The sequence below is a fragment of the Planifilum fimeticola genome (assembly GCF_003001905.1).
GTDB classification, from domain to species: Bacteria; Bacillota; Bacilli; order Thermoactinomycetales; family DSM-44946; genus Planifilum; species Planifilum fimeticola.
In genome coordinates this window covers 70,725-85,821 of sequence record NZ_PVNE01000014.1, presented here as the reverse complement: position 1 = coordinate 85,821, position 15,097 = coordinate 70,725, and the positions used below count along the sequence as shown (strand labels likewise).

Sequence of the window (15,097 nt, the reverse complement as noted above, 5' to 3'; positions counted from 1 at the left end):
AAACATCAAAAAAATGGCCTTGCTCCTCTCGAAGAGAGGAAAAGGCTTTGTGATCCGCCTAATTTACCAAATCTAATTTCCTTTATCTGTTTATTTCCCATAAACATGCAACCCCTGGCGCTTTTCTTGCGAAAAGAGCCAGGGGGTTTGTCATCAATCTCGCCCTCCCTCGTCGGGAGGGCTTTTTTATCCCCCGACTCCGGCCGGATGAAAAACCGCTCCCCAGCCGCTCCTTTCCAACAAGCCTTTTTCGGATGTGCCCAACTCCAAAAAAGCGGGCCTTCGGCCCGCGTGACCCGCGAAAAACTGAAAGGCCCAAACGCCTCGGGCGAGCGCCGGATGGCACCCCCTGCAAAAACGACCCCGAAGCTTCGACAACAACACGGCGAGCCAGCGGGGGCTCGCCGTGCTGTCAGGGACATTACAGTTTCTGCATGAGCTTTTTGGCCATTTCCTCGATGTCCTCGGCGGATACGCCCGGCGCGTATTCTTCGGTGACGGCCTCCAGATCGGGCATTTCGCCGCCGGCCGGAGGTCCGTCCACCACTTCCAGGAGACCGCCGTCCGGATGTTCCCCGTTCCAAATCCGGGTGATATCTTTATAATCTTCCGGGCTGAACCGGTACAGCTTGCGGTGGAACCCTTGCTCTTCAAACTTGCGCGCTTCGGGGAACTTGTTGTTCTCCAGATTGGGGATGGGAAGCATTTTGGTCATGTCGACGCCGGTCAGGGTGTACAGCGCTTTGGCATAGGCAAGTGCGTGCACTCCACCGCGCACCAGGAGGTACCCCACCATTTGACGGGCGACCGGGTTGTCGGTCATTTCGTACACCCGCATCTTCTGGGTGCGGGCACCGCATTCCAGGAAGAAGTTGTGCAGCAGGTCGAGGACCAGGTTGCCGCTGTTGAACACGTAATCCCCGTTCCAGGGTTGCTGCATGGAGTTGGCTACCGTGGCCGTCTGCCCGGTGGCGATAAAGTGATGCGTGTTGCGCAGATCCTTCGCGATTTGGAGGCGAGCGTTCCCTTCATCCTTGGTGGATCCGGTGACGCACAGGTTGATCGTATGGGCCACCAGTTCGATGTGTCCCAGCTCCTCGGTGGCGATGTTGGCGATCAAGTCGTAGTAGGGCTTCAGTTTTTTACGCTCGCGGAAGTTGAAGGACTGGTACATGTAGTTCATCAAGGTGGACATTTCACCGAAGCGACCCCCCAGAAGTTCCTGCACCGCCGCACCGGCATTGGGGTCGGCTTCCTTCGGCTTGGGCAGCTCCACCTGCAAACGGTTGATCCTCAAAAACATAACAAAAACCCCTCCTGCTGGAAATGATGGATACGCGATGGGACAGACGCGTCCAACATCGCAGGGATGTTGGGAAAAGCGCTTGTCCACCTGACGGATCCTTGTGGACAACCCCTGCAATTTTGAGTTTATCATGAGTATTAAATGATAGTCAATACTATTTTATAATAATTATCATGTTCAATTCTTGAAGGAAACCTTTTCCTCTCTGTAGAAAGTTTGGTCTGATTCACCGGATGGAAATGAAGGAAAACACAAAACGCTTTTTGGAGGCGAACCCTGGAGGCGCAGCGTCCGCCGGGGATATTGTTCATCGTAATGCCCCGCTAGGAATCCGGGAAGAGCGGAGGCCATCGGAGGAGATAGCGCATATGCGGCTGTTTCATTACCACTTCTGGACAGACAAGGCGGAAGCCATGGAGCGGTTTTACCGGTCCCGGAAGTTTCGCACCGCTTTGAGGAATCCGCCGCTGGATTGGGAGGATTTTCGTCACCGCGGCATCCGGTTCCGAATCATCGAAATGATCCGGAGCCACGTGAATGTGACCTTCGGCTATGGAACGCGGGACCGTCTGGATCATTTGGGAATGCTGGTGGACGAAGAGGAGCACGATGCCGTCGCGAGCCGCGCCCGGCAATCGGGCATGCAGGTAGAGGAATCCGATGCTCGAACCTTCGTCCGGACCCCTTGGGGATTTCGCCTGGAATTGCAGCGACGGCGGGATGTGGTGGACAAGGAACCAAAGGCCGTAATCGCCGGGATGAAGATGAAGATTCCCTTTTCTCCCGATCCCCCGCATGTTGGCCGAATGGCTGAAGGCTGAGGCGGCGGAGAAAGCGGGAGAAATCACCCTGATGCGCGGCGGGTGGCGATTGCAATTTGTCGAGGGGGACCGGCCCCGTCTGGACACCGTGTACTTGATCACGCCAAATCCACCCTCCGAATCCGTGGATCCGGCGGGAGTCCGCATCATCGAAACCCCTCAATAAAACCTGAACAAAAAGGAGATGTTCCGCTGTGGAACATCTCCTTCGTCGCTCTCCTCACAAATGCATCAGGATTCGGATCACGAACCTGCGCTTGAAAGTCAAGCTCCCTCCGATTTCCGGGACGCAACTCGCCCTCTGTTTTGACCCGTCCTTTCGGACCCCTCCTCTTCCCGGGACATGTTTTCCTTCACCAATTTCAATGTCGCCACGATCAGAAAACTGACGATCACGAGCAGGAACCACGAGCTCACCTTGCCGAAATGAACGGGACTCCATGCTTCAGCCTGGTTCGGATACTCCCAGGCCCCGAAGTATGTGGCGATGTTCTCGGCGATCCAGATGAAAAAACCGATGAGCACAAAGGACAGCGCGACCGGCATCCGGTAGCGGATTCCGCCGACCTCGTACAGGACCCACGATCGCCAAAAAACGATCATCACGAGACCGGTCAGCCACCACCTGATGTCGATCCAGAAATGGTGGGTGAAAAAATTCAGGTAGATGGCCGTCGCCAGAGGCACCACCGCCCAAAACGGCGGCCATCGGAACAGCTCCACCTTCAACCTCCTCCACGCCTGGCAGAGATAGCTGGCCACGCTGGCGTACATAAAACCGCTGTACAGCGGGACACCGAACACCTTGAAATATCCTTCCTCCGGATAGGACCAGGAGCCCATGTGCGTCTTGAATATCTCCAGAGCCAGTCCGATCAGATGAAACAACGTGATCACTTTCAGTTCATCCCGGGTTTCCAGCCCGGAGCGCACCATCCACCACTGCATCAAAAGGCAGATGAGAAGGAGCCAGTCATACCGCGGCAAAAGGGGGAGCGTCACCACCCGGGTTGCGGCCAACGCCGTGAATATCACGGCGGGAAACAGGCAGGACAAGGCCTGCTCCCGGCCGAACAGGAGGAGCTGTTTGATCGCTCTCATCATGGAATCCACCGGGAATCCCCCGCCGTCACTCCGGTGTGTTCTCATCGGGGCGGTACTCCAATATGTCTCCGGGCTGACAATCCAGCACCCGGCAGATTCGGTCCAGCGTGGACAAGCGGATCGCCTTTGCCTTCCCGTTTTTCAGAATCGATATGTTGGCCATCGTGATTCCGACTTTCTCCGAGAGCTCGGTCACGCTCATTTTCCGTTTGGCCAGCATCACATCCAAATTGATGATAATCGCCACTTACTTCACCTCAGATCGTCAAATCGTTTTCCTTCTTGATCTCCACGGCGCTTTTCAGCAACTTCTGAAGAACGGCGGCAAAGACCGACACCACCATCGCGGCGAAAGCCAAGAGCAGGGCGATCAACAACATGCCCGGGGCGTCGTCTTTCTCCGCCACATAGTAAAAGAGCGGCAAGCTCACCAGGTACAACACGCTGATGGCAAAGGCATAGTGCTTGATCTTCTTCAGCGCCGTGACCGACAAATCCGAAAACGCTTCATTCCTGTCGATATACAGAAGCAGCTTGAAAGCCTGATGCAGGGCCATGTAAAAGGGGATCGCCGACGCGTAAAAGACCCCAAGAAGAAGATGCAGGAAGACAAACTCCTTCTCCGAATCCGCTGCTTCGTCGATATTCAGGTACAGGAGGACGCACAAAAACAGCACCCCGATCCCGAGCAGCACGATCACCGATTTCAAAAAGAGCGTGGAACCCTGTTCACGGTTCATCATCAAACACCTCACTCGTTGACTGGATCAGTTTGAATGTAACACGGGATTTATCGTTTTACAATAAAAAAATATTGTTTTGGATGATGTAAATATCGGCTTGGAATATATACTCCGGTTTCCGGAGCAGGGACGTGCCGAAACTCCCGGTTGCGCAGTCGGGTCCCCCCGAACACCTCCGTCCAGCCCCTAAAGCATTTCGCCTGGAATTGCAGCGACGGCGGGATGCGGTGGACAAGGAACCAGAGGCCGTAATCGCCGGGATGAAGATGCGGATTCCCTTTTCTCCCGATCCCCGCATGTTGGCCGAATGGCTGAAGGCTGAGGCGGCGGAGAAAGCGGGAGAAATCACCCGATGCGCGGCGGGTGGCGATTGCAATTTGTCGAGGGGGACGGCCCCGTCTGGACACCGTGTACTTGATCACACCGGCTCCACCCTCCGAAACCGTGGATCCGGCGGGAGTCCGCATCATCGAAACCCCTCAATAAAACCTGAACAAAAAGGAGATGTTCCGCTGTGGAACATCTCCTTCATCCTTTCGCTCTTCTCTTTTCTTCAAACAGACCTCGATGGGAAATGCCCCCGAACCGCTTCCTGACCGACCTCCGTGTGAAACTGCGGCAACTTTTTCCGGAGTCAAATTCCCCTCGCCTTCCAAAAAGGATTGTTCCGCCGGATTGGCTCGGCGGAACATCCCATTGTTCCCGTCACCCCTTTTGTTCTCTTCCCGCCTCATAGGTCTTGATGGAGGCATAGACCGCCTTCAGGAGGGGAAGGTCCAGATCTTCCGGAGCCGTTTTGATCAGCCAGCCGTGCAGGTGATCCGTCTCCGTCGGGCCTCCCCTTTCTACGTCCCTCAGCATGGAGGATTTCATCGGCGCCTCCAATGCCGCCGCAATGGAAAAGGCCCTCTCGCCGATTTCCGACGTCAGCGAAGGTTCGTGGAAACGGGCCACCGCGGCGATCTCCTCCGCCAGCCGCCGATACGTCTCTTTGCCCCAGGGAACCTCCATGATGGGGCCGATGCTGCTCCGCATCATGGAGGTCATTCCGCTGAAGGCGGCAATAAACGCGTATTTGTGCCACATCTCCACCCGGATTTCCCTGCTCGACTGGGCGGTCATCCGCGCTCCGGAAAAGAGTTCTTCGATCCGTTTCACCCGATCCGAGATCGTCCCGTCCAACTCACCGAAAACGATGTTATGGAAGGGGCTGTATTGCTCCACCTCTCCCCGATCGTTCAGGGTGGTTTCGATCTGGCAGAGTCCTCCCAGGATTTTTTCACGGCCGAAAACCGACTCCAGCCGATCCAAATGGGACATTCCGTTCAACAGCGGCAAAATCGCCGTGGAATCCCCCACGTAGGGACGGGTGTCCCGGATGGCTTCCTCCAGGTGATAGGCCTTCACCGACAGAATGATCAGATCGAAGGGGGCCGCCTCCTCGCCGGTGGTGATCGCCCGGACGGGGGAGGCGAAATCCCCGTGAACGCTGTGGATCACCAACCCCTTTTCCTGCAGCTGTTTCTTCCTGCGCCCGCGTACCAGGAAAGTGACATCGGCCCCCTTTTCAACGAGTCTTCCGCCGAAATAACCGCCGACTCCGCCTGCTCCAACCACCAGTACGCGCATTGGCTTCACCACCTCGGAGAAAAATGAAAGCTTGTCCGTCCTTAGGCAGCGCCCTTTACATTTTCTTCAAAATTATCAGTCCCATGACAAAGCCCGCAAAGCAAATGGTTGCAAAAATCCATCCGAAGGGATTGAACTCGGGGCAAGAAACTCTTCCCGTTCGGCTCGGAGCGCCGGCGGTCGACATCGGACCCGCCACAAGCCCCAGGGTATACAAGCTGTAATTTTTCACCATTTCGATAATTTCCTTGAGTGTCATGTCCGACGTCATCAGATAGAAAACAAAACCCAACACATAATGGAGAAGAAACCACCGGATGTTCCGGAGCATCTCCCGCCCCCTGCCGGAAAACACAGCTGCCAAGATCGAAAGGAACATCATGAACAGGGGAAACCATAACAACGGAATTTTATGCTCGGATTCGACGATATACCACCCTCGGTTCAAGGCCAGAAAATAAGATGTCAAGGCAACACTCAGGGTCAGGAGCGAAATGACGCTTCCCCAAACGAAACAGGGATGGGTTTGCCAGGGGATTTCCCTCTGCCGGACTGCCACGGCAATCAGCGGGGATCCCATAAAGGCGAATGCAAACATCGACATGAACAGTTGTTCTTCCAGAAAACCCGGCGTGATCTCTTCAGTGAAAAGATTCCCGAACAACACCAGTGCAACGGGGAGAAAGCAAACCTGGATGATCCGCAGCGGAACGATCCAGCGCTTTCTGACAAACAGGGTGGAAATTGCCGCCAAGAGAGGAAGTCCGACGACGATCGCGATCAAGATATCGATCATCAACACCTGGTACATCTCCTGTCAGAAAATAATTATAACGGATATCAAATCGAAAAAGGAGGCCCCTCAAGGGGCCGCTCCTTTTATATGCAAACGCCCGTTAATTGTTTTCGGCCTGTTTCTTTTTCAGCTTGGTCAACCTGGAACTCAAAACCTGGAGACGATGTTTCAGGTCAGACACCCATTGATCGTCTTCCAACTGTTTGGCCACGCCCAACAAGTCCAAGGCCATATCGATCTGTTCGCGAAGGACTTTCTCCGGATTGTCATCCTGGAAGCTGGTGCAATTCTCTTTCCATTCGGCGACCATTTCCTCGTCGATATAATCCTTCAGGTTCACTTCGCGGGCGCTGTCCTCCTGGGCATACTCCACCAACAGATCGAATTCGTCCTTCACTGTCGGGTGCACTTCCACCTGGTGACAAACCGGACAGTAGTACAGGGGGACGTTGTGGACCAATGTCGATCCCTGACGCAGGGTTCCCACCGTGCCGATCATCGTCGCCCCGCAGCAAAAACTCATGTTTCCCCCGCCTCCTTCCACCCGTTCCCATTTCTGTCTCCAGGAAAATTTCCGTCCTTGATACCATGATACCACACCGGCACCCGGAGAAAACCTGGAGACAAAAAAAGCTCAGCTTCCCATGCGCTGAGTCGAGGGGAACCCTTGCCACCCCCTTGTCCGGAATGATCCATTTTTCCAATGATGACCGCCCTTGGCCCTCGCCTGCAAAAAACTTGAGCATAGCTTGCGCTATGCTCTCCGATAAGCGTCAACACCAGCCCATATCGCAGCTTTGGGTGTAATGGTCCATATGGTCGTCGTAGCGGCCCAGCACGTAGATGTGATGATTGTCCATTTCGTAGCCTTCGGCCAACTCGATGCCGCATTCCTTGGACAGGGCGATGCGCCCGATCGGCTTTTTATGGTAATAAAGGACGATGTCCCCGTCCTTCAACCTTCCGACCACTTTTCGCGTGATATTGATCCGGTAAGTATTCCCGTCCATCCGCCCACCTCCTTTGCGCATTGGTCCCGTAGGCGGAATCCGGCCCGTCGGGAAGCGGGCCGGTTGATCCGAAAGGGTGCTGTTTACATCTGTATACCCTATTGTCGGAAAGTTTAATCTTCGGAAATTGTTTCCTTGTATTGCTCCGCCGTCAGCAGCTGATCCACCTGGGAGGGATCGGACATTTCCACGACGATCATCCACCCGTCTCCGTACGGAGAGGTGTTGACATTTTCCGGAGAGTCACCCAAGGCGTCGTTCACTTCCACCACTTTTCCGCTGACGGGGGCGTACAGTTCGGATACGGTCTTCACCGACTCGACGCTGCCGAAGGGCTCGCCCGCCGTCACTTCGTCCCCTACTTCCGGGAGTTCCACAAACACGATGTCCCCCAATTCGGACTGGGCGAAATCGGTGATGCCGATCCGCGCACGCCCTCCCTCTTCGACCTTCAGCCATTCGTGCTCTTCACTGTACTTGAGCTCGTTGGGCAGATTCATCGTCCTCATTCCTTCCGATTTATTCTTTGATACCCAACACCCGGGTGAGCGGACCCTGCAGCATGCTCAGGGCCTTTTCGCCCGCGGAACGGTGGCGAAGCAATCCGTCACGGTCAAACAGATAGAAGGAGGGTACAAATTCATTTTCGAAGGCATCCACCACGTTGTGTTCGTTGTCAATCGCCTGGGGATGCTTCAGCTCGTACTTTTCGATCGTCTCCTTCACGGGACCGATTTCGGTATCCTTTTCCGAACGGGGCATGTGCACCCCGATCACCTGAAGGTCGTGTTCCTTGTACTTTTCCCGCAACTCGTTCACATCGGGAAGGCTCTTCTTGCAAAGGCCGCAGCTGATGGACCAGAAATGAACCAGCACCGGCTTGCCTTTGAGATCCTCCTTGGAAACCTCTCCGTTTACCCATTCGGTGACACCGGCCAGTTCCGGCATCTCCGTGCGCAGTCGCATCGGCACTGCAGAACCCTCCTTTCAAAGGGAAGTGGAATGCTTCCTATCAAAGAGCGGCCGGTCGGCACCGCCCAGAAGGCGGTGCCCCGGCCCCGGAATCCGTCGATCCGTCTTCCTTTTCATCAAAGGGTCTTTTGACCCGGCTTCCAATCGGAGGGGCAGAGACCACCCGTTTGCAAAGCTTGCAGCACCCGCAGGGTCTCGTCCACGCTGCGGCCGATATTTTCGTCGTGAACCACTTGGTAGCGGACGATCCCCTCCGGATCGATGATGAACAGGCCGCGCAGGGCAATTCCTTCATCCTCCACCAGGACGCCGTAATCGCGGCTCACCTTGTGGGTGGTATCGGCGGCCAACGGGTATTTGATGGGGCCCAGTCCGTTTTCTTCCCGCGGGGTGTTGATCCACGCCCTGTGGGAGAATTTGCTGTCGGTGCTGACCCCCAGGATGTCGGCGTTCAGCTCTTGGAATTCCTCGTACCGATCGCTCAGGGCGGTAATCTCCGTCGGGCAGACGAAGGTGAAATCCAGCGGATAGAAGAAGAGCACCAGCCACTTGCCCCGATAATCGGACAATCTCACTTTCTCATCGAGAGTCTCCAGGTTTTTCGTGCTCTCCATCTCGAAATCGGGAGCAGGCAGACCAACGAGACGCAGGGTTTTCGGGGCTTCCGTCATTACACTTGCCACGATGGTTTCCCTCCTGTATGGATTCTTTTTGAGATAAGCACACAGATGTACACCCAAGGTCCATCCATTTTTTTACTATGCCCATCTTTCGGGACAAGTAATCACGGCGACCATGGGCATTTTTAAGGTTAACATTAAGCTTGTTTGGAGTCAATTTCATATGGGATTCACTACTAAATTGTAACAATTTCAATGGGATATTTTGGTGTAATGGAATCAAATTTCCTACAGGCGGGTGTGGGGAACCCGGGGCGAACCGATGCGAACATCAACGACGGAAGGCCGATTGGAGGAAAGCGCCCGACGGAAAGTCTCCTCCAGTTGGTCGGCGTGCTCGACGAAATACCCCTCGCCGCCGAAGGCTTCCGCCAGGGCGGCAAAATCGGGATTGACCAGCTCGGCGGCTGCCGGATCGAGCCCGGCGGTCTCCATCCGGTTTTTCTCCATGGCAAAGGAACCGTTGTTCATGACGATGACGGTGATCGGCCAACCGTACCGGACCGCGGTGATCAGATCGGCCATCGTGGTGACGAATCCGCCGTCCCCCACCAACGCCACCGCCTGACGGTGGCCGCATACCCGCTTGGCCGCCATCGCCGCCGGCAGGCCGAACCCCAACGTCCGCCAGCGGCCCGACAGGAGAATCTCCTGCTTTTTGGGCTGAAAAATCCGATTGAACCACAGGGCGTGGTCCCCCGTATCCAGCGCGATGAGCGCCTCGTCATCCACCGCTCTCCTCAGAGCGGCGATCACCTGCTGCGGAGCGAGGGGAGTTTGGATTTGACGGGCCTCCTTTTCGATTTGCTCTTTCCAACGGACCCGGGCTCCTTCGATCCGGCTTCTCCATTCGGACCGGTCCGCGGGGCGCAGGCGGGCCAGCCACTCCTTCAGCACCTCGCCGAGCTCTCCCACGATTCCTGCGATCACCGGCATGTGCAACCCGATCTGTCCGGGGGAGATGTCCGCCTGGATCGCAGGGATCTCCTTCGGCACGAAATCCTCCGGCCACCAGGTGGAGCCCAGGATCAAGCAGAGGTCCGATTCCCGGAGCAGCTCGGAGGAGATCTCACTTCCCGCCAGACCCAGTCCTCCCAGAAACAGGGGGTGGTCCGCGGGGACGACCGGACGGGCCGGCATCGTCGCCATGATGGGAGCCGACATCCGATCCGCCAAGGCCAGAAGCACCTCCTTGGATTCCTCCGTTCCCCGTCCCGCCAGGATGATCGGCCGCTTCGCCCCTTCCATCGTCCGGATCGACTTCTCCATTTCCTCCTCGGCCGGTCGTGGAGGTTTACGCTTCGGCGGCGGAGGAAAGACCGGGGCATCCAACGGTTGCGTCCACACATCCTTGGGAACGGACAGATGGGCGACGCCGCCCTCCTCCAGCGCCGTGCGCATCGCCCGGTTGAGCTGTTCCGGCAGAGCATCGACATCGGCGGTCATCGCGGTATAACGGGCGAGGGGCTGAACGAGCAGCTGTTGATCCACCGCCTGTTTGGATCCGGTCCCGATCTTTTTCCTCTCCACCTGCCCGGTGATCGCCAGAACCGGAGCCCGATCCATCGCGGCGTCCCCCAGCCCTGCCACAAGCAAGGCGGCACCGGGGCCGGCGGTGGCGGTGCAGACGGCCAGTCGGCCGGTCATCTTCGCCTCCGCCGAGGCCATCAGGGCCGCCGTCGTCTCCAGCCGGCAGGCGATGTATTGGATCGCATCCTGCTTTTCCAGGGCGTCCAGCAAATGAAGGTTGTCATCCCCCGCCACCCCGTACACCGTCCGGCAGCCCCAAGCGGCCAGCTGTTCCACGAGATACCGGGCCGCCGTTTTCGATCGGGTTTCTGTCATCACCACGGTCATCCCATCATCTCCCCTTCTTTTTCCTTCTAGTCTGCGCAAAAAGGGGAGGGAATACCGAAAGGTTGGCCGAAGCGCAGAAAGGCCGCCAGCCGCGAGGGCTGTCGGCCCGTTCTTGGAAAGGGATTCAGAGGGGAATCCCCGCAGTCCATCGACAAGGGTCTTTTCGGCAAGCGCTGTCACGAATTCCCCCGTGCCCAGACCTCTTCAAACTGGTCTTCCCGGAAACCGACGGTGACGCGCTCCCCGTCGGTGACGATGGGCCTTTTGATCAGCATGCCGTCGGAAGCCAACAAATCCAGCATCTCTTCGTCACTCATCGTTTTCAACTTTTCCTTCAGGTTTAGTTCCCGGTACTTCTTCCCGCTGGTGTTGAAAAACTTTCGCACCGGCAGGCCGCTTTTTTGTATGAGATCCTTCAGCTCCTCCCGGCTGGGAGGGTGATCCACGATATGGCGCTCCTCAAAGGGAATGCCTCGATCCTCCAGATATTTCTTGGCCTTGCGACAGGTGCCGCAGCGCGGGTACCAGTACATCACAAGCGGAGCTGACATGGCGGATCCTCCCGTTATGAAGTGGTTCGTGATTTCGACTTCCCTCCACTTCAGTATACCCTTTCCGTCGAAATCATCGAAACACCTGCCCGCCCCGTTTATATTCGACGTCGGACACCCCTTCCCGCGCGTTGGCCACCCGTGCGATGACAAAGAAGAAATCGGACAAACGGTTGAGATAGCGGCGCACCGCTTCGTTGGCCTCCTGCTGGCGACACAGGGTGACGACCCGCCGCTCCGCCCGGCGCGTCAATACGCGGGCCACGTGAAGGGCAGCCGATACGGGGCTCCCGCCGGGCAGCACGAAGCGACGGATCTCCGGCGTTTCCGCATCGTACCGGTCGATCCACTCCTCCAGCCGCTTCACCATCTCATCCGTCACCCGGTAGGTCCTCTTTTTCCCCGTCTGGGCGAGATCGCCGCCGGCATCAAACAATTCGTGCTGAATTTCCGTCAAATCCCGGATGATATCCTCATATTTTTGGGGATCCATCCGGGCAATCGCCTCGCCGATAAAGGCGTTCACCTCATCGATGGTTCCATAGGCTTCCACCCGGATATCGTCCTTCGAAATCCGGCCCCCGATCACACCCGTCTCTCCCCCGTCGCCGGTTCGCGTGTAAATGCGCATCCCGTTCGCCTCCCTTGTTCATTGGTCATTCCCCACCTTTAAAACGCCTCGCCTAAGGCGGCCTCAACCGTTCTTACCCATCGCAAGGGCGCGGACAATCGGGGAAGATCCCCGCTCCTCCCGGGCCTTGAGCAGCACCTGGGGAACGCCGCTGTCGGGGTGAGGGGTGATGAGCACTTCAACTCCATACACCTCTCGAATCAGATCGGACCGAATCACCTCCGACGGTCTCCCCTCCCCAACCAGCTCCCCTTCTTTCAGCAACAGAAGGCGGTCGCAGTATTGGGCGGCCAAGTTCAAATCGTGGAGCACCATGAAGATAGCCACCCCCTGCTTCTTCCAGCGGTGCACCGCATCCAGAACCTCCAACTGGTACCGGACATCCAAATAGGTGGTCGGTTCGTCCAGAATCATCAGCCGGGGCTCCTGGGCCATCGCCTTGGCGATGGCCACCCGTTGCCGCTCCCCCCCGCTCAACCGGTTGACGGGCCGGTGCCGAGCCGGGGCAAGACCCGTCCGCTCCAAAACCTCCTCCACCACATTCCAATCTTCCCTTCCCATCCAAGGGCGCCGCATGTGAGGATGGCGTCCCATCTTCACCACTTCCTCCACGGTGAAAGGAACCGGCGGCAGGGCCTCCTGGGGAAGAACCGCCATCTGCTTGGCCCGCTCGCGGGGGGACCATGCGGACAGTTCCCGTCCCGCCAGAAATATGCGTCCTTCATCCGGCTTTTCTTCCCCGCAGAGGAGGCGGACCAGCGTCGACTTGCCGCTCCCGTTGGGCCCGATCAGCCCGACGGTCTCGCCCTGTTCCACCCGGAGATCCACTCCCTCGAGGGCAAAGCGACCGCCGTACCGCTTTGTCAAACCCTTCGCCCGAAGCATACCCACCTCCTCCTTCCATCCCTTGGGACCTGTTTCCATCCTCGGACCGCTTACGACCGTCCCGATCCAACGCGTCTTCTTCCTTCATCCCCCTTGGGAACCGCTGTTCTTCCGGAGCAGCCAGCCGAAGAAGGGGGCTCCCACAAAGGCGGTAATCACCCCGACGGGCAATTCCCGGGGGGCGAGCACCACCCGGGACAACATGTCGCTTCCCACCAGAAACATCGCTCCCGCCAGGGCGGAAACCGGCACCAAAAGCCGATGGTCGGGCCCGAACAGCATCCGCATCACGTGGGGGATCACCAATCCGACAAAGCCGATGGTTCCCGAAACGGAAACCGCCGCACCGGTGACCAGCGAAGCGGTCACCAACAGCAGCACCCGCATCCGGCCGACGGAAACCCCCAGGTGTCCGGCATGACGCTCTCCCAGAAAAAACAGGTTCAACTCCCGGGAGTGCCAGACGATGATCAAAAGACCGATCGCCAGAAAAGGGACGAGCACCCCGACGTGATCCCATCCCCGCAAGGAGAAGCCGCCGCCCATCAGCCAAAATTGGATGCGCTGCAGCTGCTCGTTGGACAAGGAGATGGCGAAGGTGAGAAGCGCACCGAAAAAGGCCTGAACAACCACGCCCGAGAGGATGATCGTTCCCATGTCCGTCCGGGAGCCGGCCCGGGCGAGCCGCAGGACGATAAGCAGGGCGATGCAGGCGAAGACAAAGGCGTATACCGGAAGGGTCCAGTTGCCGAAGTAAGAGGTGCCCCACCCCGTCAGAATGGCCAACACCGCTCCCAGGGCCGCCCCGGAGGAGACGCCCAGGATGTACGGATCGGCCAGGGGGTTGCGCAGGATGGCCTGATACACCGCCCCCGCCACGGCCAGGGAGGCCCCCACCAGCGCCGCCAGCAACGTCCGGGGAAAACGAATTTCCATGATGATCGTCTCCGAGGCGGGATCCCCGGCGGAGGAAATCCCCCCGATGCCCAGCCGCTGCAGGATGATCCCCCAGACATTCCGGGCGTCGATCTCCGTTCCCCCCACCGTCACCGAGGCCACGATCAGAAGGAAGAGGAACAACCCCAGGATCCCCGGCCACAGGACAAATCGAAGCCAGCCGTCCACTCTCATTGGCGAAACCGTTCCGGATACAAAATCTGGGCGATCTGCTTCAGCCCCTTCGTAATCCGGGGACCGGGCAGGGTGGTCCAATCCGGGTTGAGGGAATGAATCCGGTTCGCCTTCACCGCCGCGATCCGGTCCCAACCGGGACGGGAAGCGACGGATTTATCCGCTTTTCCGTAGGTGGTCAGGATCACATCCGGATTCCACTTGATGACCTTTTCCCCGGACACCTGGGGCCAACCCTTCATCTCGGCCGCCACATTCCGACCTCCCGCCAGGGTGATCAGTTCGTTCAAAAAGGTGTCTCCCCCGACGGTAAAGGGAGTCGGATCGACCTCGACCCACACCTTCAACCTCTCCTCCTCCGGGATGGACGCCACCTTTTGTACCACCTGCTCTTTCTCCTTCTCCATCTTCGCGATCAGCTGGTCCGCCTCTTTCACGGCGCCGGTCGCCTTCCCCACACGGCGGATCGACTCGTACACACCCTCCAGACTTTGGGCATCCACGGACAACACCGTCAAGCCCAGGGAGCGCAGTTTTTCGACCGTCTCCCCGTTGAGCGGCGAGGCGAGGACCAGATCCGGCTTCAACCCCACCACTTTTTCGACATTGACGTTGATGTCGCCCACCTTCTCAATTTCCTTCACTTCCGGAGGGTAATCGTCATTGGCCGTCACGCCGACGATCCGGTCCCCGAGCCCGAGGGCAAAGGCGATCTCCGTGGTGCTTGGAATCAGGGACACGATCCGCTTCGGCTCCCGGTCGACGGTCACCTCCGCGCCGGTATCATCCTTGACCGTCACCGGAAAAGAGGATCCCGGCTCCTGCGCCGCCTGCGGTTTGTCCACTTTTGCCGCATCCGGGTTGCCGCAGCCGAAAAGACCCGCGGCCAGGACGAAAACCAACATCCAAGCGAAAATCCTGCGGAACCTTCGATTCATCCCTTCCTTTCCCCTCCCTTAAAAAGCTCAAAAAAAAACCCAC

The 15,097-nt window shown here is 57.7% G+C and carries 19 protein-coding genes; 2 read left to right on the top strand and 17 right to left on the bottom strand.

The features are described from left to right. A partial coding sequence (locus CLV97_RS18360) for a hypothetical protein (protein WP_211295724.1) occupies positions 1–438 on the top strand: 438 nt, incomplete at its 5' end. On the opposite strand, the gene CLV97_RS10085 is transcribed toward CLV97_RS18360, so the two are convergent. Then, positions 422–1,303 (bottom strand): manganese catalase family protein, encoded by an 882-nt coding sequence (locus CLV97_RS10085; protein WP_106345397.1) that lies wholly within the window; start codon positions 1,301–1,303, stop codon positions 422–424. The two genes, CLV97_RS18360 and CLV97_RS10085, sit on opposite strands and share 17 nt — an antisense overlap. A 371-nt stretch (positions 1,304–1,674) precedes the next feature. Between CLV97_RS10085 and CLV97_RS10080 the strand changes: the two genes are divergently transcribed. Beyond that, positions 1,675–2,127, top strand: coding sequence for a VOC family protein (locus tag CLV97_RS10080; RefSeq protein WP_106345396.1), 453 nt, complete (start codon positions 1,675–1,677; stop codon positions 2,125–2,127). Positions 2,128–2,391: 264 nt separating this feature from the next. Here CLV97_RS10080 and CLV97_RS10070 read toward each other — a convergent pair whose 3' ends face one another. The 16 genes from CLV97_RS10070 to CLV97_RS09985 form a co-directional block, all read right to left on the bottom strand. Next, a complete protein-coding gene (locus CLV97_RS10070; RefSeq protein ID WP_106345408.1) occupies positions 2,392–3,228 on the bottom strand; it encodes a DUF817 domain-containing protein in 837 nt (278 codons plus the stop codon). Positions 3,229–3,256: 28 nt separating this feature from the next. Continuing rightward, positions 3,257–3,478, bottom strand: a complete 222-nt coding sequence (locus CLV97_RS10065) for a helix-turn-helix domain-containing protein (RefSeq protein WP_106345394.1) — start codon at positions 3,476–3,478, stop codon at positions 3,257–3,259. 10 nt (positions 3,479–3,488) lie between these two features. Next, positions 3,489–3,971: a DUF2975 domain-containing protein gene (locus tag CLV97_RS10060; protein WP_106345407.1), complete on the bottom strand. Its 483-nt coding sequence runs from the start codon at positions 3,969–3,971 to the stop codon at positions 3,489–3,491. Between the two features lie 708 nt (positions 3,972–4,679). After that, on the bottom strand, positions 4,680–5,603 hold the full coding sequence (locus tag CLV97_RS10045) for a ketopantoate reductase family protein (protein WP_106345391.1): 924 nt from the start codon (positions 5,601–5,603) through the stop codon (positions 4,680–4,682). 55 nt (positions 5,604–5,658) lie between these two features. Further along, positions 5,659–6,405, bottom strand: a complete 747-nt coding sequence (locus tag CLV97_RS10040) for a hypothetical protein (RefSeq protein WP_106345390.1) — start codon at positions 6,403–6,405, stop codon at positions 5,659–5,661. A 94-nt stretch (positions 6,406–6,499) separates the two neighbouring features. After that, complete coding sequence (locus CLV97_RS10035) at positions 6,500–6,922, bottom strand: hypothetical protein (protein ID WP_106345389.1); 423 nt, start codon at positions 6,920–6,922, stop codon at positions 6,500–6,502. 250 nt (positions 6,923–7,172) lie between these two features. Next, positions 7,173–7,409: a DUF2553 family protein gene (locus CLV97_RS10030; protein ID WP_170070448.1), complete on the bottom strand. Its 237-nt coding sequence runs from the start codon at positions 7,407–7,409 to the stop codon at positions 7,173–7,175. Between the two features lie 113 nt (positions 7,410–7,522). Continuing rightward, positions 7,523–7,909 carry a glycine cleavage system protein GcvH gene (gene gcvH / locus CLV97_RS10025; protein ID WP_106345387.1) on the bottom strand — a complete coding sequence of 129 codons (387 nt, stop codon included), beginning with the start codon at positions 7,907–7,909 and terminating at the stop codon, positions 7,523–7,525. A gap of 19 nt (positions 7,910–7,928) precedes the next feature. Continuing rightward, positions 7,929–8,375, bottom strand: coding sequence for a redoxin domain-containing protein (locus CLV97_RS10020; protein WP_106345406.1), 447 nt, complete (start codon positions 8,373–8,375; stop codon positions 7,929–7,931). A 122-nt stretch (positions 8,376–8,497) separates the two neighbouring features. Beyond that, positions 8,498–9,052: a peroxiredoxin gene (locus CLV97_RS10015; protein WP_106345386.1), complete on the bottom strand. Its 555-nt coding sequence runs from the start codon at positions 9,050–9,052 to the stop codon at positions 8,498–8,500. A gap of 237 nt (positions 9,053–9,289) precedes the next feature. Next, on the bottom strand, positions 9,290–10,918 hold the full coding sequence (locus tag CLV97_RS10010; protein ID WP_106345385.1) for a thiamine pyrophosphate-binding protein: 1,629 nt from the start codon (positions 10,916–10,918) through the stop codon (positions 9,290–9,292). Between the two features lie 176 nt (positions 10,919–11,094). Further along, a complete protein-coding gene (locus CLV97_RS10005) occupies positions 11,095–11,469 on the bottom strand; it encodes an arsenate reductase family protein (protein ID WP_245891461.1) in 375 nt (124 codons plus the stop codon). A gap of 73 nt (positions 11,470–11,542) precedes the next feature. Beyond that, positions 11,543–12,100, bottom strand: coding sequence for a cob(I)yrinic acid a,c-diamide adenosyltransferase (locus tag CLV97_RS10000; protein ID WP_106345384.1), 558 nt, complete (start codon positions 12,098–12,100; stop codon positions 11,543–11,545). Between the two features lie 63 nt (positions 12,101–12,163). Continuing rightward, the gene (locus CLV97_RS09995) at positions 12,164–12,985 is read right to left on the bottom strand and encodes a heme ABC transporter ATP-binding protein (protein ID WP_211295723.1); all 822 of its coding nucleotides are present in this window, start codon (positions 12,983–12,985) and stop codon (positions 12,164–12,166) included. Between the two features lie 84 nt (positions 12,986–13,069). Then, positions 13,070–14,116: a FecCD family ABC transporter permease gene (locus CLV97_RS09990; RefSeq protein ID WP_106345383.1), complete on the bottom strand. Its 1,047-nt coding sequence runs from the start codon at positions 14,114–14,116 to the stop codon at positions 13,070–13,072. Then, the gene (locus tag CLV97_RS09985) at positions 14,113–15,054 is read right to left on the bottom strand and encodes an ABC transporter substrate-binding protein (RefSeq protein WP_106345382.1); all 942 of its coding nucleotides are present in this window, start codon (positions 15,052–15,054) and stop codon (positions 14,113–14,115) included. Before CLV97_RS09985 ends, CLV97_RS09990 begins: the two co-directional genes overlap by 4 nt. Positions 15,055–15,097: the final 43 nt, after the last annotated feature.